Origin of the sequence: Alteromonas sp. 76-1, from assembly GCF_900654235.1 — a bacterium.
Lineage (GTDB): Bacteria > Pseudomonadota > Gammaproteobacteria > Enterobacterales > Alteromonadaceae > Alteromonas > Alteromonas naphthalenivorans.
The window spans coordinates 1,782,784-1,806,175 of record NZ_LR136958.1; the positions used below are offsets into that span (position 1 = coordinate 1,782,784).

Annotated in this window: 19 protein-coding genes; 11 read left to right on the forward strand and 8 right to left on the reverse strand. The window is 39.1% G+C overall.

The annotated features are described in order from the left end of the window. Positions 1 to 14: 14 nt before the first annotated feature. Both ALT761_RS07545 and ALT761_RS07550 read left to right on the forward strand, forming a co-directional pair. Positions 15 to 914: a glycosyltransferase gene (locus ALT761_RS07545; RefSeq protein ID WP_129737711.1), complete on the forward strand. Its 900-nt coding sequence runs from the start codon at positions 15 to 17 to the stop codon at positions 912 to 914. A 58-nt stretch (positions 915 to 972) separates the two neighbouring features. Next, the gene (locus ALT761_RS07550) at positions 973 to 2,427 is read left to right on the forward strand and encodes an oligosaccharide flippase family protein (protein ID WP_129737712.1); all 1,455 of its coding nucleotides are present in this window, start codon (positions 973 to 975) and stop codon (positions 2,425 to 2,427) included. Between the two features lie 90 nt (positions 2,428 to 2,517). Here the strand turns inward: ALT761_RS07550 and ALT761_RS07555 are convergent, their stop codons facing one another. Beyond that, positions 2,518 to 3,738 (reverse strand): glycosyltransferase, encoded by a 1,221-nt coding sequence (locus tag ALT761_RS07555; RefSeq protein WP_129737714.1) that lies wholly within the window; start codon positions 3,736 to 3,738, stop codon positions 2,518 to 2,520. 416 nt (positions 3,739 to 4,154) lie between these two features. Between ALT761_RS07555 and ALT761_RS07560 the strand changes: the two genes are divergently transcribed. Continuing rightward, the gene (locus ALT761_RS07560; protein ID WP_129737716.1) at positions 4,155 to 4,862 is read left to right on the forward strand and encodes a hypothetical protein; all 708 of its coding nucleotides are present in this window, start codon (positions 4,155 to 4,157) and stop codon (positions 4,860 to 4,862) included. 283 nt (positions 4,863 to 5,145) lie between these two features. Next, complete coding sequence (locus tag ALT761_RS07565; RefSeq protein WP_129737718.1) at positions 5,146 to 5,862, forward strand: sulfotransferase family 2 domain-containing protein; 717 nt, start codon at positions 5,146 to 5,148, stop codon at positions 5,860 to 5,862. Between the two features lie 137 nt (positions 5,863 to 5,999). Here ALT761_RS07565 and ALT761_RS07570 read toward each other — a convergent pair whose 3' ends face one another. Continuing rightward, the gene (locus ALT761_RS07570; protein ID WP_129737720.1) at positions 6,000 to 8,561 is read right to left on the reverse strand and encodes a right-handed parallel beta-helix repeat-containing protein; all 2,562 of its coding nucleotides are present in this window, start codon (positions 8,559 to 8,561) and stop codon (positions 6,000 to 6,002) included. A gap of 287 nt (positions 8,562 to 8,848) precedes the next feature. On the opposite strand from ALT761_RS07570, the gene ALT761_RS07575 reads away from it, so the two are divergent. Continuing rightward, positions 8,849 to 9,946, forward strand: coding sequence for a glycosyltransferase (locus ALT761_RS07575; RefSeq protein ID WP_129737722.1), 1,098 nt, complete (start codon positions 8,849 to 8,851; stop codon positions 9,944 to 9,946). 74 nt (positions 9,947 to 10,020) lie between these two features. Here ALT761_RS07575 and ALT761_RS07580 read toward each other — a convergent pair whose 3' ends face one another. From ALT761_RS07580 to ALT761_RS07600, 5 genes are all read right to left on the reverse strand, one after another. Beyond that, positions 10,021 to 10,875: a glycosyltransferase family 2 protein gene (locus ALT761_RS07580; RefSeq protein WP_129737724.1), complete on the reverse strand. Its 855-nt coding sequence runs from the start codon at positions 10,873 to 10,875 to the stop codon at positions 10,021 to 10,023. A 100-nt stretch (positions 10,876 to 10,975) separates the two neighbouring features. Then, positions 10,976 to 12,907, reverse strand: coding sequence for an acyltransferase family protein (locus tag ALT761_RS07585; protein ID WP_129737726.1), 1,932 nt, complete (start codon positions 12,905 to 12,907; stop codon positions 10,976 to 10,978). Between the two features lie 156 nt (positions 12,908 to 13,063). Continuing rightward, positions 13,064 to 14,920, reverse strand: a complete 1,857-nt coding sequence (locus tag ALT761_RS07590) for an acyltransferase family protein (protein WP_129737728.1) — start codon at positions 14,918 to 14,920, stop codon at positions 13,064 to 13,066. Positions 14,921 to 15,407: 487 nt separating this feature from the next. Next, complete coding sequence (locus tag ALT761_RS07595; RefSeq protein ID WP_172602861.1) at positions 15,408 to 16,133, reverse strand: sulfotransferase family 2 domain-containing protein; 726 nt, start codon at positions 16,131 to 16,133, stop codon at positions 15,408 to 15,410. Positions 16,134 to 16,565: 432 nt separating this feature from the next. Beyond that, positions 16,566 to 17,354, reverse strand: a complete 789-nt coding sequence (locus tag ALT761_RS07600; RefSeq protein ID WP_129737732.1) for a hypothetical protein — start codon at positions 17,352 to 17,354, stop codon at positions 16,566 to 16,568. A gap of 392 nt (positions 17,355 to 17,746) precedes the next feature. On the opposite strand from ALT761_RS07600, the gene pheS reads away from it, so the two are divergent. The 6 genes from pheS (at position 17,747) to ALT761_RS07630 (ending at position 22,875) form a co-directional block, all read left to right on the forward strand. Beyond that, a complete protein-coding gene (pheS, locus tag ALT761_RS07605) occupies positions 17,747 to 18,727 on the forward strand; it encodes a phenylalanine--tRNA ligase subunit alpha (RefSeq protein WP_013784552.1) in 981 nt (326 codons plus the stop codon). Between the two features lie 14 nt (positions 18,728 to 18,741). Further along, positions 18,742 to 21,129 (forward strand): phenylalanine--tRNA ligase subunit beta, encoded by a 2,388-nt coding sequence (gene pheT, locus ALT761_RS07610; RefSeq protein ID WP_129737734.1) that lies wholly within the window; start codon positions 18,742 to 18,744, stop codon positions 21,127 to 21,129. A 3-nt stretch (positions 21,130 to 21,132) separates the two neighbouring features. After that, positions 21,133 to 21,432, forward strand: coding sequence for an integration host factor subunit alpha (gene ihfA, locus ALT761_RS07615; RefSeq protein ID WP_013784550.1), 300 nt, complete (start codon positions 21,133 to 21,135; stop codon positions 21,430 to 21,432). A 117-nt stretch (positions 21,433 to 21,549) separates the two neighbouring features. Further along, positions 21,550 to 22,152: a hypothetical protein gene (locus ALT761_RS07620; RefSeq protein WP_129737736.1), complete on the forward strand. Its 603-nt coding sequence runs from the start codon at positions 21,550 to 21,552 to the stop codon at positions 22,150 to 22,152. Positions 22,153 to 22,370: 218 nt separating this feature from the next. Further along, positions 22,371 to 22,592: a TA system antitoxin ParD family protein gene (locus ALT761_RS07625; RefSeq protein ID WP_013784548.1), complete on the forward strand. Its 222-nt coding sequence runs from the start codon at positions 22,371 to 22,373 to the stop codon at positions 22,590 to 22,592. Continuing rightward, a complete protein-coding gene (locus ALT761_RS07630; protein WP_129737738.1) occupies positions 22,585 to 22,875 on the forward strand; it encodes a type II toxin-antitoxin system RelE/ParE family toxin in 291 nt (96 codons plus the stop codon). Before ALT761_RS07625 ends, ALT761_RS07630 begins: the two co-directional genes overlap by 8 nt. A gap of 38 nt (positions 22,876 to 22,913) precedes the next feature. Here ALT761_RS07630 and ybaK read toward each other — a convergent pair whose 3' ends face one another. After that, a complete protein-coding gene (gene ybaK, locus ALT761_RS07635; protein ID WP_129737740.1) occupies positions 22,914 to 23,384 on the reverse strand; it encodes a Cys-tRNA(Pro) deacylase in 471 nt (156 codons plus the stop codon). Positions 23,385 to 23,392: the final 8 nt, after the last annotated feature.

Consider the following 23,392-nt stretch of genomic DNA (forward strand, 5'->3'; position numbering starts at 1 on the left):
TAAAGGGGTAATTTTTGGATAAGCCCATTGTAACTGTAATTGTGCCTGTTTATAACGATGAAAAAAGAATCGCAGACTGTATAAGTACAATATGTGAGCAGAATTCGTCTAGTTTTATATTGGATGTTATAGTTGTTGATAACGGCTCTACAGATAGTACTTTTGAAATAGCCAGCACATTCCCAGTTAAGTATGAGAACGTAGAAGTAGTGCGTTGTATGACCCCAGGTTCTTATGCAGCTAGAAACTATGGAATATCCATGAGTCGTGGAAGCTTTTTTGCTTTTACGGATTCTGATTGCCTTGTTTCAAAAAATTGGATTGAATCCAATTTAGCTAAGTTCAAAAATTTCGATGGAAATACAGTTCTAGCTGGGGAAGTAGAGTTCTATCGTGAAGACGGTAAAAGTACAGAACAAAGCGCCATAGATTTTGAAAATACTTTTTCGATGAAGCAAGAAGAAAATGCGAACAACGGAAAATGTATTACCGCAAACTTTTTCTGTTCAAGGCTTTTGTTTGATAAGTGCGGAACTTTCGACGACTCATTAAAATCGGGTGGAGATATTGAAATGAGTTCTCGCGTTGTGCAAAACGGGGGCAGGGTAGTTTATAACCACCAAGCACTCGTAAAACACCCCTCAAGGAACGTCCGAGAACTAATTGTAAAAAGAAAACGCATCATAGGAGGGACTTGGGATTCATCTTTAAGTAAAGCCAGTTTAAAAGAAAGAATAAAGTTTTGTGTTCTTCTGTTAAAAACGTTTTTGGGTCGAAGTAAAAAGATAGTGCTTGAAACTAACTTTTCATTGCCCAGAAAAATGTCAATAGTTCTTCTTCTTTTCAATATTTTTGCAGTAAGCATCTTTGAACTAATTTCGCTTTCATTAGGTAAAGCCTCAAATAGACAATAAAGCTCATGATTGAGAAAATTTTTAATCATGACTGTCACCATATGGATTACTAAGTTAAATGTCGATCAAAAAGAAAGCCACCGCGGGCAGTTTATGGATGTCACTAACTCGGACGGGCATAAACGTAGTTGATTTTCTCGTCTACGCTTATTTAGCAAGAATTCTTACTTTGGAAGAGTTTGGACTTGCTGGCTTTTGTTTCTTATTCATAGAATTTGCGAACACATTAGTTAACGCTGGTGTTAACCAAAACCTAGTTCAAAGAAAAGAATGGGAAGACAGATACGCCGCCAGTACGATGACATTTGTATTTGGTATGGGTCTTATAGCGTCGGCCGGAATAGTAGGTATTGGTGCTCCTATCGCCTATTACAGCCATTCTCAATTAGCTGCGTTAGTGGTTGTAAGCCTTGCTCCAATAACGTTAGTCACTAGCCTACAGGTGGTAGTAACGGGTAAGTTACTTAGAGAGTTTAAAAATAAACAGATGGGAGTAGCCAAGTTTTGCGCCACCCTCTTATCTGCCATATCAATTATTGCCATGGCGGAAAATGGTTACGGGATATGGGCGCTCATATTCGGCAAACTTATAAATATAACCATTCAATATTTATTTTTAATTTATGTATCGAAATTCAAGCCAGCTTTCAATTTTGATAAGAATGACTTTAAAGAGTTAGTAACGTTTTGTTTACCGTTATTTTGGATGGTAGTACTGCGTTTTTTAAATAAAAAAGCCAGCAATCTATTTACGGGGTTTGTGCTAGGGCCTGTAAGCTTCGCGCTTCTTGCTGCTGCTCATAAAGGCGAGGTAGTAATAAATCAAGTCACAATGAGTTCAATAAACTCCATGATTGTTCCCAGTTTCTCACGTGTTAAAGAAGGTTCGGATTTAGGAGGGCTGTTTATAAGACTTGTTACTGTGGCCTCAACAATCGTGACACCTATATTTATGGGGCTTGCAGCAATAGCTGATCCTTTTGTGACAGTAGCTTTTGGTGAAAAATTTAGTGCTAGTGCAAATTATATGACGATATCTGCCTTTAGTATTTTTCCGCTAATAATAGCTAATTTCCTACCTAACTTGCTAATATCTAGAGCTAGAACTAAAGATGCATTTAATTTGGTCTTGGTTAACATTGTGTGCAACGTAGTTGTCGCTGGGTGTACAATTTGGTTTGGAGTAACGTTCATGCTTATTAGCCTGGTTATTAGCAATTTTTTAGCGACGCCAGTAAGGCTAGCTATAGTTAAAAAGCACATTTTTATAGATACAAAAGCTTTAGTCGTGTCGATAGCACCCTCAGCATTATCTTCAATTGGAATGTTTTTAGCGTTGATGTATGTAAAGCCTTTCATTGCAGCCGAGGTTAATTACGACATAGTAAATCTAGTTGTTTTAATGAGCCTAGGTGCAGTATTTTACGTCAGCTTTTCATTTATATTCTTTTTTAAACAAACATCTAGACAAGTTGAAGAGCTTAAATCGATGCTTTTGAAAAAGAAGAAGTAGATGACTAAAGAAAATAAACATTAAGTATGTTTAGATAAAGTAAAGAAAAGCCCTCGGTTAGAGGGCTTTTCAAGTATTAGCTTAGCAGTGCTAGACTATCTCGTATAATTCTTTAGCAAGAGTGCGTGAGTTAAACTCCTCTTCTACTTTTACCCTCGCCTCAGTTCGAATGTTAGTTAGTGATTCCAATGTAGTTATCTTTGTAATTGCTTTCGCAATACTTTCAGGGTCTTTCTCTGGTACTAAAAATCCGTTTATACCGTCATCAATAAGCTCAGGTATACCGCTATGAAAAGTACTCACAACTAACAAACCTGAAGCCATGGCTTCCATAAGGGCAACAGGCACACCTTCCATATCGCCCATACTATCGATTACCGAAGGCAATAAAAATATATCTGAATTATCTAGTGTTTCTTTTACAAACTGTGGGGTTTTTGGACCATGGAAAGTTATGCGATGAGATACGCCTAATTCTTTACTCATCTGGATAAGTTTATCTTCTAAAGCTCCGCCCCCGATGAGCGAAAGGTGAAAAGTATCATCTAAATAACTCATTGCTTTTATAGCATATTCTAAACCTTTCTTCTCTGTGGCGCGGGCTACACTCACTATTTGAATTTGCTTGGAAAGAGGGCGGTCTTTAAAATCGAATTTATGCATGTCGACACCCATTCTGTGCACAGCAATTGAGGTGCCTTTTGCTCCCCACTTCTCAAGCCTGTTCTTCCAAAAATTACTTATAGGTAGAAGATTACTTTTTTTAGATAACCTAACGTATTCCTGCTTCCAAAAGGCAATACTTTCGTACTCGCTAATTTCATAACCATGAAAAACAGTATGGAGTTTCCCAGTTAGAATACCTGCGGATATAAATTTTTGAGCAACTACACCGTTATTTCCAAAGTGCGCAATGATGCTATCTGCATTTATTCTAAGCAATCGATTGTTCCACAGTGTTACGGCAACCTCATAAGCTAAATTTATATTATTCTTTTTCAATGCATACATCACAAGATCAGCTGCATCTTTCATCGAAGGTTGTGAAGTTTTCACTGCAATAAAAAATTTGATCAAATAAAGAAGCTTTAATGGTTTCTTCACCTTTATCGCATCTGAAGGGGCTAGAAACCGTGTTCTATCCAATAAATTATTCTTTTGTAAAGAATCTAGCTGAACTTCCTGATGTTCTTTGTAGAATGAAACTATTTCTACATCAGCTCCTTGCTCAATTAAGCCATTAATCTGATCTATAACAAAAGTTTGGGATAGAACTGGAAATTTTCTCACGAAAAATACAACTTTTTTCAAACTTAATCCCCATTAGTTTTTACTGAATACACCTTAGCGTTAATTGCTTTTCATGTATAGATTTAGAGTGCTAAATAGTGGCTTTGAGAAGAAGAGTTTATGTGTGAAGAGCTAAAGTTTTAAACGCATTAGGATATAATGAATATAGTCATCATTAAATTTCTTGTCGTCGGCTAATGCCAAGACATTGGACTAGAGAATGAATTTTTGAGTATTCTTAATAATCAATCGATGTACACAAGTTTGAGGAATCCGTTACTGCAAAAGTGTGTCAATTTTTTTTACATAAGTTGTTTTTTTGATTCCCTATTCTTTTTAACGTGCTGTATTTTATGGCTTAATTTAAAGTGGTACAGCTTTTGCTTTTAAGATTATTGTTACTGAAAATATTATAAATCGTCATTTCGGAGTGAACTATGATGAAAAATTTATTTAAAACGTTGTGTGTAATATCGTTATCGACATTTGCACTGACGTCACAAGCTGCTGTTATCTTATCTTCTGACTTTACAGGAATTGATGGTGACGCTTCAAATGTTGCATGGATTGAAAATGATGTTTCAGTCACTTCTGAGCTAGCACCTTTTGATACGAGCGCAAACCTTCTAAGTTTATTCGATTTAGATAACATGTTCGCGGTAGACCAGAACATCCATACAGAAAGCAGCTGGTACGTTGATATCTTCTTAACTGTTAGTTCTTTGATTGATGGAATAGAGCTTTCAAGCTTTGTATTCGATGCTTCTATTTTCAACAATGCTGGTAACTTGCAAAACATCCAACGTGACCTTACTTTTTCATTCGAAGTTTTTGATGGTGCGACGGAACTTTTCAGTGACAGCGACAATGTATTCGCAGGTGATAACAATGATGCAGGTTTTAATCCTACTGAAACTGTAGAATTTGACCTAAGTAGTGTTGTTTTAGCCGGTGGCTCAGACTACACATTGCGATTAACTGCATCGGGTATTGGCGGTGGAAATAATGCAGGTTTTGATGATTTAGTATTGAATGGTACTAGCGTAAGCTCACCTTCTGCACCAGTATCTGTTTCTGCTCCAGGTAGTATGGCGTTGCTTCTTATGTCTGGTTTAGCGTTTCTTATGAGATGTAAACGTAACTAAAAATCCTGTAAAACATTAATTTTCAGAGTCCCCGTCTAGCTTAGGCTGTCGGGGATTTTTTATTTTAATTTGAACCCCTCTAATATTCCCTCCAATATCAGCGGTACCAAGGTTTTTTAATTGGCTTACGTTGAGAACATAATTTTGTCGAAAAATGTAACGAATTTTTACTAGTCCTGATTAGCTTCGAAAATACTAATACGCTATAAACTTCAGTATACTGACTAGCAGTATGCACTTATTTTAATATCTTCATTTATGAGAATTTATTCGGAGTTTCAGTATGCCGCTATTCTTAAACGAAAAAAAATCAGTTTTATTTTTACATATACCTAAAACCGGCGGGACAACTATCGAAAACTGGTTAAACTCCACAAATAAATTTAAGACGCAACTATTTTTTGGGCGACCACTTGAAGATACCAAAGTTACACCTCAACATTTTGGTTATGATACCGTTTCTAAGCTAATAGGTGATTTTGAGGAATTGGAGATATTTAAATTTGCCGTTGTTAGAGACCCATATGAACGTTTGATAAGTGAATTCTTCTATAGGGTAAAGTTGGGACATTTAAAATTAGGCCGGTATCCTGAGCGTTTCTTTGCATGTTGGGTGGTTGATACTTTAAAAAATGCAAAGAATAACCCGCACTTATTAGATAATCATATACGCCCGCAATCGTATTTCACCTCGTCAGATGTATCAATTTATAAATTTGAAGACGGTTTTAAGGAAATATTGCATGATGTAAGTCAAAATATAGGTGTAGTACCACCAGAAACAATAGACTCACATAAAGTAGGTACCAAGAGAGGCGTTATCTGGACAAATAGTGCTATTGAAATGGTACAAGAGCACTACGAATTAGATTTTATAAAGTTTAGTTATAGTAATGAAAAGACTAGTAAAAAAAGGTTAAATTCCTTAAAAGATAAGGTAACTTTTTCTTACTTGATGCTGCGTAAAAGTCTAAGTGACTATTACTGGCGTAACAAATAGCCTAGCGAGTTTAGTCTACTTGTAAAAGAGAACACCATGCCGTAGCTAAGTTATGAATGGTACGTGGAAACAATGGTTACTTACGGCATTGTGTTATCAATAGCTTCTGCTACATACACCTTTACGCTTTCGTGACTTTAACGAATTAGCCTGATTTCTACTTTGCTGTTTTCTAGCTCACTTAAAAGTGGGTCTTCATCAACACCATGTTGGCGAAGGAGTATATTTTTGAAGGTCGCTTTATCTTTATTCTTCGATTTTCGTACATCGTCATTATCAAGCGTTAAAACTAGATACTTGATTTGTCCTTGAACGTACTCACCGATAGGAAATGAGATAGTTGGGTTAGATTTGTCATAATGTTCGGTCGCATTAATCCCCCAGTCTTGCGTGCCGAAAAATCTCGCGACACGACCTCTACTTACTCCATTGTCCGTTTCAAACCCAACCCCTACGATCTCTGGCCAGCCCTCGATGTATAGCGCCAACTCAAGTACAGTCTCTGAAGTTACTTCAAAATCTACTTCAAATTTCGTCCAATTATTCCCTGTTAATACCACCGAGTTTTCATCTTCAATAGTAGTATCCCCATATTTAAGTTGGTTGCTAAATGGACTGTGCGTGTGTTCATCAGCGTCTAAATTCCAGTGTGTTTCAGCATCTAGGGTAGGGCTGTTTGGGGCTTGTAGGTCGCTTTCCTCGCTTGAAATAGTGATGTTTGGAATTATAAATTCTGAAGATACCGTTAGTAACTTGTCATCACTAGCTTCAAGTTCTTCTATATAAGATAGGTCATCCGAGTAGGGGTGCTCAATAACATTATCTAAGTTGAATTCATATCTGGCATCCATTGTATTTCGGTTGTAACAAATATCATTAGTGCTAGAACTACCAATGTATTTTTCTTTGTCGAATATACAATAACCAACCGAATAGCCTGTTTTCTTTGTTAAGAAAACATTGTTTTGAGTGGTTACCCAGAATGTTGTGTCGCCGTTAACGCCCGAAGCCGCTATACCGTTTCTCTCAACATCAATAAAGTTTTCGTAAATGTAGGTTCGGCCAGCCGGTTTAGCAATTAAGCCCCCAGCCTTAATTGCTGTCCATTCTTTTCCTGTTTCGTCGCCTAAATCGTAAATGTGGTTATGGAAAATATAGCTTGGGCCTAGCATGTTAGGGGCAATGCTAATTCCGGCATAACCTTGGGTCATTTCATTGTCGTACACGAGAACATTTTGTTGGCCGCCATCTATCTCAATTAAGTCATCATTGGCATATGCCAAATAGTTACCGTAAATAGCGGAATCGCGTACAAAACCACCTGTACGCTCAAAGTTCTTTCTACCTTCGATAACGTCGTTAAATCTATGGTCTTGTGAGCCGTAAAAGCGATTGTTGCGAACAATCATTTGCCCACGATATTGCTCTTCGGGATGATATGCCCAAACCTGTAATGCATTGGGGCCTTTGGGGTGGCCGTACACCCAGCTATTGGCGCCTAAATTAGGGCTATGAACTTCGCATTCCTCAATAACTGCAACGCCACTTCTTTCCAAATAAATACCTGAGTCATAATTTATTGGGGAATTATTCGTTGTGCTGGAGTACGCTATGTTGTTTCGCATGTCTACAGCTACACGTCCATACTCAGCTACATCACACCCTTTTATCCAAATGTGATGGGTTTTTTTAGCAAAAATTCCGTATCGTTGGCCGCCTCGAATAGTCAGGTTTTCTAGCATTATGTATTCTTGCGAACCGATATTTACAGCAGAAAGCACTTCGTCATCTGCTTGTATTATTTGTCCATCGCCAATAATTTTGGCGTAACCGTCTTCACTACCTTCAATATTTAGCGCTTCTAAATCTAATTGCCCACCGCTGTATATTTCAGAAAGGTAATAAATTTTGTTAGGATCTATTGGCGGAGTGTCTGGATTAGTTTTTTGTTGGAATGAGTACTCTTCAGCATTGCCCGTTGAATCAGAAATAGTGACATGAATGTCATAAACGGCATCAGCTTCTAAGTAAACAATACTGCCAGCAAATGCGCCGTAAATAGGCTCCCAAGTAAGGTCTAAACCTTTTTTCCATTCAGTATCGCTGGCAAGTTTAAACTGTACACTTGTGGTGCTGTATTCATCTTGTCCGTAAAATACCAAACCAATAGAATTTATCAACGGCGTTACGCTATCTGAAAAGCCAGAGGCCGACGCTAAGAATACCACTGAAGGATCTAACCCCGCGGTAATGGCCGCTTCATATATCTGGTTTTTGTTTAGGTTAGAATGCCTTGAAACTAAATTCATCCATTTGGCTGTATCTATAGGAAATAAAGCAAACAGAGCTGTAGCTTCACCTGTAGATAGTTTTGTAATATCAACAGCATTAGGTGAGCTTTCTTGGGGTAACCCTAACTCTAAAATACCTGAAAGGTACAAGCTTTCTATTTCGCTTTTGAATGCCTTAATCCTCTTCTGAACACTTGAAGGGCCTTTGTAAGCGTTCAACTTGGTTTGTATCGATTCCGGAGTGTTCTCAAGCTCTGATAGATAAAGCTGAAGCACCGCACCTGGCTGGTTAGCTTGGTTATAATTCTCCTTTTTAACCGTGGGGCTTGCACATGAAAACAGAAACAGAATGAAAAAAGCGAGAGAAATAAACTTAGCGTTTATTTTGATGAAAAAAAAACGATTCATAGTGAAGCCCTGTAGAAAAGCGAAAAAATGCAGTGCATTTTCGATACATATAAGAAGGGTAGTTGTATTGTATACTCTCAGCAAGCTTGCTTGGTTTTATTTACACAGATAGTTCTAATTTTAGCTGATATGTCTAGCTTGTTAAGTTTTTGTTATTTTTGATTTTTTTGTGGTTTCGTTTTGATAGAAACACTTTAATTGATAGCACACTAGTGTATTCTACTCTCATACTTCTGCGCTTTTAAAGGGCAGGGCGTGATTGGGTGAAAAGTATATATGGAAGTTATATGAAGAAAAAAGTAGCTGTAATTCATCCGGAAGCTGGCTTCTCATCCAGTGGGGGCTCTCAACTTAGCGCATACGAAATGGCTGAGCATTTGGCTACATTTTTCGATGTTCGTTTAATCAGTTCTTCTAAGTGCAGCGAGCACAGCGTTGTTATACCCTGCATTCCACGGGGAAAAGTGAAAAAGCTTCAGCGTAATAAAACAATGGATTGGTTGCTAACTCGCTTTGTATCTAACCCTTCACTACTTATAGAGTCGATAACTAGTTTTCTTACATACACACCTTATTTATTATTTAAACGGGCAGATGTAATTTACCCGAACAATGATTATGGTGGCTTAGCAGTAGCAGCGGTAGTACGTAAGCTTTTTAAAACGCCTATTTTATACACTGAACGTGCTGGAATGGTGTCTAATGGAAAAGTATTACGTAGAAATCTTAAATTTAAACCTGATTGTTTAGTGGTTTTTAATGAAGACACTAAAAATTACGTTAAACAGATAGCGCCAAACCAACGTGTTGAAATTATACCTAACGGGGTAAACCTTTCATTGTTTAGTCCACAGGGCGAGCGATTTGACCACGGGCTTTCGGGAAAAGTGGTATTAACTGTTGGCGCTTTGAGTAAGCAAAATCACAAAAGAATACATTTAGCGATTGAGGCGGTAAGCAAGTTAAACGATGTTTCATTGCTTATTTGTGGTGATGGCCCCGATGTGGCTTACTTTACGTCGTTGTGTGATGCAAAACTTGGAGCAGGCCGTTATAAAATAGTTAAAGTAGATTTTGCGGATATTCCTAACGTTTATCGTGCTGTAGACGTATTTACTTTACCTTCTGAAGATGAACCTTTCGGTCGCGTTTACTTAGAAGCAATGGCAAGTGGTTTGCCTGTTGTTGCTACCGATGACGCGATGAGAAGAACATTAGTTGGAAATGCCGGTAACGTATGTGACGTTACTAATATTGACGAATATGCTGCGGCGTTAGCGGCTACGCTTTCTACTGATTGGGAAAACAAACCAATAGAGCAGGCGGCAGACTACAGCTGGGAAAGTGTTGCAGAACAGTACGCGGAAGTAATAAATAGTTTGTAATTAGTAAAAACTGGGAAGCGGGGTTGAGAGTATTAACCCCAACCCATCTGCAGAGTTAGCTTATAAAGTATCGGTTATTTTCCAAACTTTTTGCGTAATCTGTCTTTTCCCAAGATAACTTTAGTTGTTGCAGTTAAGCCCGCTTCTTGAACAGACAGCGCTATCCAACGAAATTTATTTTTCTTTTTGCCAATTTGGCTAAGTATCTGGTTAGCGACTCTATCGTTATAAGCTTCTTTTCCGAGCAATGCTTTATGCTTTTTAAACGCTTTTAGTCGGGGAAATACTTTTTCAAGCGGCATATTAGCGACTTCGGTTGAAATACTATTGTGGCCTCTACGGTAAAAATAAACATCTTTAGCTATATTCCGAAACTCTGCGTTTTCCAAAGTAATACGAACAAAGAAGTCCCAATCTTGGCTATTCTTTAACTCTTCATCGAACATCAATTTTTTGGCCAAGGTAGCGTTACACGTTACACCGCTCATGCCGCAAAATTTATTACCTTTCTTTATAACGTCAGTAGTAATAACTTGGGTGGGGTTGATATGAATTTTTTCGGGTGTTTCCAAAAAACGATAACCACACGTGACGGCATCTGCGCCATCGTCATGAGCCTTAATATGCTGTTCTAAATAATTCTCATCCCAAACATCGTCATCATCTAAAAAAGCGATAATATCTGAAGTGGATTTTGATATTCCTAAATTTCTGGCTGCATTAGCCCCCGATGCTACAGGAGCCTTCACATATTCAAATTGTTCACGAGGAAAAAGGTTTAATACTTCTTCGTAACTTACCGATGAACCATCGTCTATAACGAAAACTTCTTTGGGTAAAACAGTTTGTTTTAGTACAGCTGCTAACGATTCTTTAAGGTAGTCGGGCCTATTGTGGGTAGTAATAATGACAGAAACTGTATTAGGCATGATTTGTCCACTCATTGTTTAGATATAGCTGTTCTAAGATTCATCAGTAGTGGCATATGCAATGTCTTTCTTGCTACCTTCTACCACTAAATATAATGAATCACATTTCTTTAATTACTTTGGCAAGCTCTTGCTTTAAGAACAGAGCATAAGATTTAGTCAAATGATGCTTGTCTTTAAATTTAATTAAACCATTATCGAGTACTGTACTACATACCCCATCTCTACAAAACTCATTTGAAAAGTCTATCGTAACATCTATGTTATTGTTTAATAGTGGTAATACTTCCTTGTCGTTGTAAAAAGATTTCCGAGTTGTTGCACATCTATCTGGCCCATTAATTTCAATACATAAAGGTGGGTCAAATTTAAACCAAGGGTTATCTCTTATTCCAACCAGTTTGGTATTAGTTAATTCTCTTTTTAAGTGAAGCCAGCTTTGAACATAGCCCTCTGGTATTCGCTCACCAAGGGGGCCGTTTCTTGAAACAGTAGTCATGATGTAAGATGGCTGTAATTCAATTAGCCTTTTTTCTAAATTAATATTCCAATCCAAGCAACTCTGAGATGGGGTATAAAATTCATCGGCAGATTGAGTTAAACTGCATGCACTCTTTATCATTAAGTGAATTTTAAAGCCTTGCTCTAGAGCAATTTCTTTAAGAGGCGAAATCCACTGTGCAGCATGTGAGCCACCTACCAAAGCAATTACCTTATTACTTTCTCTATTTCCATACTCACATTCAATTACGCCAGTGTCTCGCATATTTTGTTCACAGCTATTAAAATAACTTGCACGCATATCTTGTTTTATGACAGTTCCATGAGGGAATAATTGCGAACCTTCGACGCCTGGTAAAATTTTGTTGTTGTAATAAGTATATAAAGCCGCTTTCGCAGGTTTTTCATAAGTTTTGAAAGTCCACAGTGTGGTTAATGCAAAAGCACCCGGAAGAAGCATGGCAATAAATGAATATAAATAAGTTTTTTTATCGCTTTTAACTAAAGAGCTATTACTCCTAAATGGTTTTTCTAGGTATTCAGTGCTAACAAATGCAAGAATAAGGCTGACAAGAATTACAAGAAACCCTAATACATCATAGCTGGCGTCAATGTTAGTGTAGTGGAGTAGAACTAAATAGATTGGCCAGTGCCAAAGATAAAATGCAAAACTGTAATCACCTAGCTTAGTAAAGATTGGCCATCGAAGAATGGAAAAATTTAGAGATTTACTACTAACAATGATTGTACAAGCGGAGAGAACTGGTATGAGTGCTACAAAACCCGGCAGTGGATAGCTATTTCCCCAAAATAATCCAAAGCTTACAATACTTATTATGGCTATAACATTTAGAGCAGTAGACACTCTAACGCTTATTACTATTTTACTACTTACATGAAAAAGTAGTAACCCAATCGTAAATTCCCAAAGGCGTGCGAAAGTATCAAAATATGCTGATTGGGGACTATTAAAAGTCGAATAGAGTGAGTACGAAAATGAGCATATGCTAATCCCAACTAATACCTTAACAACCAGATCCTTTTGCCCTAGTGCCTCCCCCAATTTTTTTGAATACAAGTAAACAATCGGTATTAATAAATATAGTTGTACCTGCACGGATAACGCCCAAAACTGCTGGAAAAGACTTTTACTTTCGCCTTGCCTCAAATAGTCTGAGCCGCTCATCGCCAGATACCAGTTCTCAATGAACAAAAATGTTGCGAAAGCATTCTTTATTTCCATTTTGTAATTAACAAAAGGAATGGCAATCAAAATTGCTATACAAGTACAGCAAAAAACTACAATGGCAGTGGGTAGAATACGACGTAGTGTTTTTGTATAGTATGAAGAAATATGAGACCAATCTAACTTTTCATGTTTGCTTAAAGTATAGGCGATGAAGTAAGCTGAAACGACGAAGAAAACATCTACACCGCCGGAAACGCTGCTGAACCAAATATGATAAACGGCTACCAGTAGTGCTGCAAGCGTTCTTAGTCCTTGAACTTCAGATATATAAGCTTTACTCATATTAAGCGAACCTATTACATTTACGGTTAAGTGAAATTTACTAAAGCTGTAAATTCGTAGTTTTAACTAAATTTGAGGAAATAAGGGCACATACAACATTTCTATACCAGTATTTCAAAATGAATTTATGGTTATGAGTTAAATGTCAACCAACGATTAAGAATCATTTTCAACAAATACTGCGTACAAATAACCTAAATTATTAATTGCGTACAACGGTCGCATATGATTTTTATCACGGTAAAAAAAACCATCTTCTTTGTTTCTTGTTGGGCAGGTACCTTCTGTACACAGGTGTAATATAGGATCTATTACTTTAACACCATCTAGTGCTGTTAACCTTGCGAAGGCGTTCACATGCTCAAGGTATTCCTCCCGTGCTTTTAATTCTGTGATGCTACCTGGAAGGCTTCTTCTTAATGCTAACACTGGGTCAAATTCATCACCGCGGGGTTCTCCGAGTAGAATATAAATTTGGGGTGTTTTTTCTTTCATATCAACTAAAAAAGAATCAAATTCTTTAATTCTAATAAGTATTTGTTGTTCTCTCTCCAAAGGTTCTTTTGATAAATATGAATTAAAGCTGTAAAAAGAGGTAACTATTTTATCGAATTTCACCCTTTCTAAGAGTTCCGAATACATTTGAAGATTTGAACATTTCCACTTCGGATTTTTCATCGATGGCGTTACAAAGCATCCCGCTTGCGTCAAAAAGTAAATATTGTATTCGTTATCTAAGCTATCAACATAAGGATAGATTTGCTCGATATGACTAGCACCCATTACAAGAATGTTCTTATCCGATCTCCCTTTTATGAACCTAATATCTAAAGAACCAATTTCCATATTGGGCTTTGGGTAATTCCAATCATCTTTAGCTTCTATAGCCGACTTAACTAAAAGTTGTTCGCTTGGCGGCAAACGAAATAAGAAACCATTAGTGTAAAGAATTGACAGGCCGACAAGTGTAGATATAAAAGCAAAAGGCAACGGTCGTAGCACATATTTCAAATTTTTAACGCGATAGTCGCTTAATGTTTTAGATTCTATAAATTTAAAGCTAAGGGCGCCGAGGATTAAGGATAGTGGAATACCTATAGCCCACCAATTTTCACCGAGTTCGAAATAGTAACCAGCAACTACAATCGGCCAATGCCAAAGATAAATAGAGTATGACCATTTTCCAAGGGCATGAGTTACACTATTGTTTACAAGTTTGGATTCACCATTATTTGAAACAAGTACTATACAAGCTCCAATAATTGGTAACAAAGATGCGTAACCGGGCCATGGAGTGGTAGATGTGTAAATAAAAAACGAGCTTACTATCAAAAGTAAACCTAATAATTGCAAGGGGCTTTTTACACTATCTTTTAGCTGGATGGGATAAAGGAATACCAGACCGCCGGCTAACATCTGCCATGCCCTTGTCGGAAGCAAAAAATATGCGGCACTGCTTGATTTCATGGTTACTAAAACTGAAAGGATAAACGCTAAAATAGTCCCAGCTACAAGCATTAATGTTAACTGATTCAGTGTTAGAAATTTTCTCAAAATAACTAAAGCGATTGGGTAAATAAGATAAAACTGCCATTCAACGGAAAGGCTCCAAGTATGCAGAAGCCACTTTTCATTAGATGAAGGGTTAAAGTAATTGGATTCAGTCCAATAAACCATATTAGACAAAAACGTCAAGCTAGCAGCAGAGTGCTTCCCTAAATTTAAATAGTCTATTGGTGAAAGTAAAAATAGACCTAAAAACATAAGCACGAAACAAAGAACCGCTAAAGCAGGAATAATTCGTCTAACCCGCGCCTTATAGAACGATAAGATTGAGAAAGTCTCTTTTTCTAAGCCTTTGACAATAATCATTGTCATCAAAAAGCCGGAAATAACGAAAAAGACGTCTACCCCAGCGAAGCCGCCGGGTAGCCAATCATGGTTGAAGTGAAATAAAACCACAGAAACCACAGCAATTGCTCGTAGCGCATTAATATCTTCCCTGAATTTCATTTTCTTTTACTTCTTTTTTAAGGGGCTTTAAAGGTTAAGCACAGCGTACTTATTTATGCGTGCTATTGTCTTATAGAAATCACTAATAGTCGAGATAGTATGTCCCAAGGATAGGCTGTATTTAACAAACACCAAATAAAGCAAGCTTGCTGCCAACTTTAAATGGGCGTATGAATTCAGCCGTGATCCCTGTGACGTAGGGGATCTTCTGTTGAGTCGAGTAGTGCTAGAAGTAAAAAAAGCTGCGTTAAATGCACCTTACTGGTGAAAAGTTGAGTTTTAAATTACATATAGTTGATGTTTTTAGTGCGAAATTTACTCGATTGGCTATTTAATAGGAGTTAACAGCACTATACCCTTTAATTGGAATATTCAATAAGTGATGAAGTACAACGACTAAAGCTAGAAACGTCCTATAGAAGCCAAACAAAATTATCCACTCCCCATACCATCATCAGTAAAAATTTTAAAGTTTTTAGAACACACTCTACATTATTAAATCACCAAAAACATCGTCACTTTTAGTTTCGCTGTACGTGAAAATTTTGATATCTTTTTGATAAATCTGACTCAAGAAATCTAGATTACGTTGATTTATTTCTTCACGTTTGGTTCGTTTCCCTATTGTCTTATTTTTATGCTCGACTTGGGTTGAGTCTATATTTAAAAAGTCTGCAAGATCAGCATTGTAGTTCGTGAATGATAATAAGCGGTCAACCATACACAGGTTATCTTCCGATAATATATACTCCGATTGTGGTTGAAAATGAAAATACTTAAGTAGGTTGTCAAGCACAATTTCTTCGCGCATTGACTCGATAAAATCATTGACGTTATGACAAGATCTTACGTAACGTCTGGCCACTTCTGCGTCGATCAAGTTTCTTCCACCACTTGTTAAGTAATCGAAAGCCGAAAGAAATCGGTCGATAGGGTCCCTGATTATACAGAATTTCTTCCATTCTTTGAAACCACTAGGGTCCAGCTCGCTCCATTCCTTTGATGTACGATGACCTACTCGTTTATCGTCATATAATATTGACTCTACTGACGTCCCCCCATTTTTAGGGATATGTACAAAACAATACCCTGTTTTTGTAAACATATCCGTGATGCTATTGTGAAACTTGGGTTTTGACATCTCATTAAGTTTATCAAAATCAACAAATCGCAACTTGGCATTCCTAATAGCTTTTTTTATTTTTTTTCTCAAAACCATAATTCCTTCATTATTTTCTCCAAGTTTGCGGTAAACCACAGTCAAATAGTAATACAATTATCAAACTAATATCTACTTAAGTCTAATAGTGAAACAGCATTATTCTTTTATAGGTTTAGCTAAATGGGCTATTTTCCCAGACAAAAAGTCCGCTAACATACCCCGCTAAAGTCGGAAATAACGAAAAAGACGTCCACTCCTGCGAAACCTCAGGGTAAACAATCATGGTTGAAATGAAATAAAGCGACACAAGTCACAGCAATTGCTCGTAGCGCATGAAAACCTTCCCTTAATTTCATATTTTTTAATTCTAATAGTTTGAGTAATTTTAGAAGGTTGAGCACAGCGCATCTATATATTCTCGCTATCAACTTGTAGAAATCACTAATAGTCGAGAGAGTATGGCTCAAGAATTGGCTGTTTATTTCAAGTAAGTAAATACTTTCTTGTACATGATGCGATTGCTATAACAATAAAGAACACCCAAGTACTTGGCGAATCCACCCTTACCGCACTAACACTAGCCAGCGTAAATTCTAGCGTTGAATCAATGTTGCGCTCAAAACCGCCAACATCAGGATAAAAGCTCTCGTATACGTTAAACGTTCCTGAACCTTGTTGGTTGTCATCAGTAAAATTTGTATCTTCCCAGAAAAACGATTGCGAGAAGTCGGGCTGTTTGTCGAACAGTTCAGTTTCTTCGCTGAATACCAGAAAGTCATTAATTAAATCGAAAAAATAAATGCTTAAATCGTAGGTTAAGTTTGTTTCACCTTGGGGTGTCGTTTCTATAAGCCTAGCAAAATCGCTAAAATATTCGCCGTCACCAATGGGGCCGCCGTCATAATATGGCCCGTTATACATTTCAATGTGCTCTTCAGGAAAGAAGTCATCTTCAAAGGTGTTGTAAATACCTTGATTGGCAAGGCTGTATGTTTTACTACCCAGGTTTAATTGGGAAGTTAATACGGGTAAGCCAGTTTCCACTTGCCCCCACCAGTACCAGTTGGTTTCCAGTCTGCCTCGTACTTCGTTAGAAAGGTCTAATGTGAACGAACCGCTTACAGGCTGGCCAAGTAAAGTAGCTTCATCGAAAAACGTTTCTTCATTATTTTCAACACTAGAAACAAAGCCTGTGAAATTGAATTGCATGAACGCAGAATGCGCGTTGTAGGAAATAAATAATAAGAGTACAGCTAATATCTTGGTGTGCATAAAAGCTCCTTTTTACGCAATGCGAGTTAAGGCTTGGGTAGGAATTGATACTGCTTAACCATACTGCGCTTTAATAATAAACTTTGTATGAAATTTGTTCTATGGTTTATTTAACCAATCTAAAAACTACCTAAAGTCTTGTTTGCCAGCAAAGTAACCCCGCATTCAACAACTTTTATTCTAGCTTGGTACAAAAATCTGCCAATATCAGCCATATAGGGTAGCGGTTATGTCTATCAGTCGTGTAAACTGTCGCCTTTATTCAGGCAAGCCGCAATTTAACGCACTATATTTAGCCTTTACGGATTTAATCTTTTACAAGATTTAGCCTAATTACAGGGCAATGCATAGCGCATCGTGGTTATCCAGTCATCATGTCAATTGAGGAAAACATGGAGCTTGACGCTATTATCAATCAGGCAAAAGAACTGATTGACGCTGCACAAGATGCAGCCACACTAGACCAAGTTAGGGTCGAATTCATGGGTAAGAAAGGTAAACTTACCGACTTACTTAAAGGGCTTGGGAAGCTTTCTAACGAAGAGCGCCCAGCGGCTGGTCAAAAAATTAACGTGGCCAAACAGCAAATTCAACAAGCTATTTCTGCAAAAGGCGAAGCCCTGCGCAGTGAAGAGCTAAACAAGAAGCTTGCTGAAGAAGCCATTGATGTAACGTTACCTGGCCGTACTGAAGCGCCGGGCAACTTGCATCCGGTTAGCCGTACCATTGCGCGTATTGAATCGTTTTTTGGCGAGTTGGGTTTTGCGGTTAAAACCGGCCCTGAAATTGAAGATGGTTTTCATAACTTCGATGCCTTGAACATTCCGGCTAATCACCCAGCGCGTGCCGATCACGACACCTTCTATTTTAATCCAGACATGATGCTGCGTACCCAAACATCGGGTGTTCAAATTCGTACTATGGAAGCTGAACAGCCGCCGCTACGTATTATTTCACCTGGGCGTGTTTATCGTAACGATTACGATCAAACCCATACGCCTATGTTCCATCAGGTTGAAGGCTTGATGGTAGACAAAAACGTTAGCTTTACCGACCTTAAAGGTATATTGCACGATTTCTTGCATCACTTCTTTGAAGAGTCGCTTGAAGTGCGTTTTCGTCCGTCTTACTTCCCGTTTACCGAACCGTCTGCCGAAGTAGATGTAATGGGTAAAAACGGTCAGTGGTTAGAAGTATTAGGTTGCGGAATGGTACACCCAAATGTACTTAAGGCCGTAAACATCGACCCTGAAGAATACACTGGCTTTGCCTTTGGTATGGGCGTAGAGCGTTTAACCATGTTGCGCTATGGCGTGAATGATTTGCGTTCGTTTTTTGAAAACGATCTTCGTTTCCTTAAACAGTTCAACTAAGGCAGAGAGTAAGCATGAAATTCAGTGAAAAGTGGTTAAGAGAATGGGTTAACCCTGCTTTGTCGGCTAACGAACTGTCTGAACAGTTAAGCATGGCTGGCCTTGAAGTTGATGGTGTTGAACCTGTTGCAGGCGAATTTAGCGGCGTATTAGTAGGTGAGGTGGTTGAATGTGGCCAGCACCCGAATGCCGATAAATTACGTGTTACTAAAGTAAACGTAGGTGACGGTGAGCTTCGCGACATTGTTTGCGGTGCCCCGAATTGCCGTGAAGGCATTAAAGTAGCCGTTGCTGTTGTAGGCGCGGTACTGCCTGGTAACTTTAAAATTAAAAAAGCAAAACTACGCGGCGAACCTTCTATGGGTATGTTGTGTAGTTTTTCTGAGCTAGGTATTAGCGACGATCACGACGGCATTATTGAATTGCCAGCCGATGCCCCAGTAGGCACGAACATTCGTGAATACCTAGACCTAGACGATACCTCTATTGAAGTTGATTTAACCCCTAACCGAGCAGACTGCTTGGGTATTCGTGGTATTGCCCGCGAAGTAGGCGTGTTGAACAACTTAGATGTATGCGAGCCGGCTATTAGCCCTGTTCCAGCCACTATTGACGATAGCATTGCTATTAACTTAAGCGCGCCAGAAGCGTGCCCACGTTATGTAGGTCGTGTGCTTCGTAACGTTAATGTAGCAGCCGCTACGCCGCTATGGTTAAGCGAAAAGCTTCGCCGCTGTGGTATTCGTAGCATCGACCCTATTGTAGATGTCACCAACTTTATCTTGTTAGAGCTTGGCCAGCCTATGCACGCGTTTAACCTTGCTGCTATTGAAGGTAGCGTAAACGTGCGTATGGCGAATAAGGGTGAAACCCTTACGTTGCTAGATGAAACCGAAGCTAAGCTTAACGACGATACCTTGGTTATTGCCGACGACAACAAAGCCCTTGCTATGGCGGGTATTTTTGGTGGTTTACATTCAGGTGTGAATACAGAAACCAAAGATATTTTGCTAGAAAGTGCGTTCTTTAGCCGCGATGCCATCATGGGCCGTGCACGTCAGTATGGTTTACATACCGATGCGTCGCACCGCTACGAGCGTGGCGTAGACTCACAGCTTCAACGTAACGCTATGGAGCGTGCTACAGCCCTTATTTTAGAAATTTGTGGTGGTGAAGCAGGGCCGGTTGTTGAAGCCTGTGAAGAAGACAAATTGCCTAAGCAGGCTAGTGTTTTATTACGACGTGATCGTTTAGCCCGCGTGTTGGGTATAACCATTGATGATGCTCAAGTGCTTGAAATGCTTGAACGTCTTGGTTTAGACGTTGTCCAAACCAATGAAGGTTGGGAAGCGAAGGCGCCAAGCTATCGTTTCGACATTGCGATTGAAGAAGACTTAATAGAAGAAGTAGCGCGTGTGTATGGCTATAACAACATTCCACATGTTGCGCCAACCGCTGCATTGTCTATGTTGCCTTCTCAAGAAGCGGTGTTGCCGATTAACACCATGAAGTCGTTATTATTAAGCCGTGGCTATAATGAAGCGATTACATATTCGTTTGTCGACCCTAAAATTCAAAGTGCACTATTTCCTGATGCGAAAAGCATGGTATTGCCGCATCCTATTTCGTCAGACATGTCTGTGATGCGTGTTAGCTTGTGGCCTGGGTTACTAGGTGCAACGGCTTACAACCAAAAGCGTCAGCAGGGCAGAGTACGTTTGTTTGAAACTGGATTACGCTTTATTCCTCAACAAGATACGCCTAATGGTGTATTGCAACAGCAGGTTATTGGTGGTGTAGTAGCAGGGCGTCGGAACGAAGAACACTGGGACTTAGGCGACAACCCAGTAGATTTCTTTGATGCAAAAGCAGATGTAGAGGCATTATTGGCCTTAACGGGTAAAACCGGTGAGTTTAGTTTTGTAAGTGCTCAGCATAGTGCGTTGCATCCGGGTATGACTGCAAAAATTTTGCTTAATGATGAAGAAGTTGGCTATATTGGTGCTATACATCCACAGTTTACAAAATTGTTGGGTGTTAATGGTCGGGTATTTGTGTTCGAGCTTGAAGTGGAAGCTGTTGTCGCACGTAAATTACCGTCTGCCGCGCCTGTATCGCGCTTCCCATCGAACCGCCGTGATATTGCTATTACGGTGAAAGATGAAGTGAGTGTAGGAAATATTCTTTCTTACATAGAAGAAATTGGCGTAAATCAACTAGTTGGCTTAAACTTGTTTGACGTGTACAAAGGCAAGGGAATTGAACCTGGTTACAAGAGCCTTGCTTTGTCACTTCACTTACAAGATCCGGAAAAAACCTTGGAAGAAGCTGAAATTCAGCAGGCTGTAGATACTGTGGTTAAAGGTCTGGAATCTGAGTTTGAGGCCGCGTTAAGAGAGTAAACTATGGCATTGACCAAAGCCGAGATGGCTGAACACCTATTCGAAAAGTTAGGCATTAACAAGCGTGATGCTAAAGATCTGGTAGAGCTTTTTTTCGAAGAGATAAAAGGCGCTTTAGAAGCTGGTGAGCAAGTAAAACTGTCAGGTTTTGGCAACTTCGACTTGCGTGATAAAAACGAACGTCCGGGCCGGAACCCTAAAACCGGTGAAGACATTCCTATTAAAGCGCGCCGAGTGGTAACGTTCCGCCCGGGTCAGAAATTGAAGAGTCGCGTAGAAAACTCTTCGCCTATCGACCAGTAATCTACCGGTCGTTACAATACTGATAAAAGAGCGGGGTAACTCGCTCTTTTTTGTATTGCCTATTAAAAACCAGTAACCTTGTTGCTGCGTTTCATTTCAATTTGTCTGGAGGAAAGTGTGGCTAAAGCGCTTCTGATTATTGTTGCTGTTATCACGTGTATTGTTTTTGCCATTGCGGGTTGGTTTGTTTATTTGGCAGAAGATACTGATCAGCGCGATCAAGCGTCAGCACAAGTTCCTGTTATTACCCTAATGGAAATTCTACACGCCAGTGATTTGCAAGCTGGTGTAAAAGAAGCGGTTAAAAACGGCGATAAAGACGCCATTCATCAGTGGATGGAACAAGCGCAAGTAGTGGCTGAAGCAGGCCATTTAGCGCAAACTCACATAGAATATTTAGATTCGCAGCAAGCCTATGATTATGTAGTGTTTAACGCTAAGCGTCAGCTGTTTAACGAAGCGTTTGAAGCGCGTTATTATGCGCTAGAAGATATGGGTAATTTAAAAGACGAATACCCAGAGGCGTACGACTTGTTCGAACGTACCGAAGCGTTGCTTGAAAAACGCGATGCGATTATTGTTCAAATGGCGCAGGCTTTGTCGGGCACTAACCCGCCAAGTGACGCGGCGTTGAACGAAGCTAAACAGCGCTGGCTTGCACGTGCCGAAGGTGATTCGCTGTCGCTGACCATAGATGAGCCCCAATCAAATAAAAAGTAAAGCCAAAGAAATTGAACCCAAAGCAAGTAGACCTAAAAAATAAACGATAAGCGCAATGTCATTAACACCCGCACAACGGCCAAAAATACGTAGGCTAAAATACCAAGCGAAGCGCAGGGAGCCTACGTGTTTTTTTCCCTAGCGAGCGCAGCGAGTGCTAATGCGTTTGTTATGCGCAATTTGCTACAATGTGATGGTGAACTATTAGGAGGCATGTTATGGCAACAGCGAGCGTAAGACTAGACCAGAATTTAGTTGAGAAAGCGACCATTATGGGAAAAGCATTAAACCGAACTATGCCAAAACAGATTGAGCATTGGGCAAAGATAGGCGAAATGATGGAAGATAATCCTGATTTACCATACGAATTCGTAAAACAGGCAATTATTTCCAAAGCGGAAAAAGAGGCAGGAAAGTTAGAGCCTTACGATTTTGGCTAAGATTACCAGTGTTTTACAGACAGCTAATTTCAAGAGAGCAGTAAAGAAGTTATATCAGAACCAGAAAAAAGACGTGGATAAAGCTGTAAAGGAACTGATGGACGATCCTCTACTAGGAGAGCAAAAAAAAAACGACCTAGCCTTTCTTCGCGTGTACAAGTTCAAGATGGTTAAACAGTTAACCTTACTCGGTTACAGCTACGAGGATGGCACTGTAATACTTGAATTGATAGCACTTGGCTCTCATGAAAACTTTTACCGCGATGTTAAAAAATTATTCTGACCAATTGCGTATAACAATAAGCTTATTGTTTTACTTTGCTAGTCGGCGGCAATCTGGGCAGTCTTAGCTTGCGTTAAGCTAACAATATGTTGCGGGGGTATTTCTAGCTCTAAACCCCGCTTACCTGCACTTACGTAAATCATTTCGTGTGTTAGAGCGCTTTTATGCAACACGGTTGCTAGGCGTTTTTTCTGCCCTAATGGGCTTACTCCACCTAATAAATAGCCAGTACTGGCAACCACGGTGTCGCTAGGTGCCATGGTAATTTTTTTAACCCCAAGTACCTTTGCCAGCTTTTTTTCGCTTAGCGTGGTGTTTACGGGCACCAAGGCTACGGCTAATTTATTAGTTTCATCGCACACCACCAAGGTTTTGAATACTGCGCTTGGGTTAAGACTTAGCTTATCGGCGGCTTCTAATCCATAGGAAGGCGCCTTACTGTCGTGGTCGTACTTTAAAATAGTATGCGCAATACGCTTTTTCTTTAACAGAGTAATAGCAGGAGTCATCGCGTTAT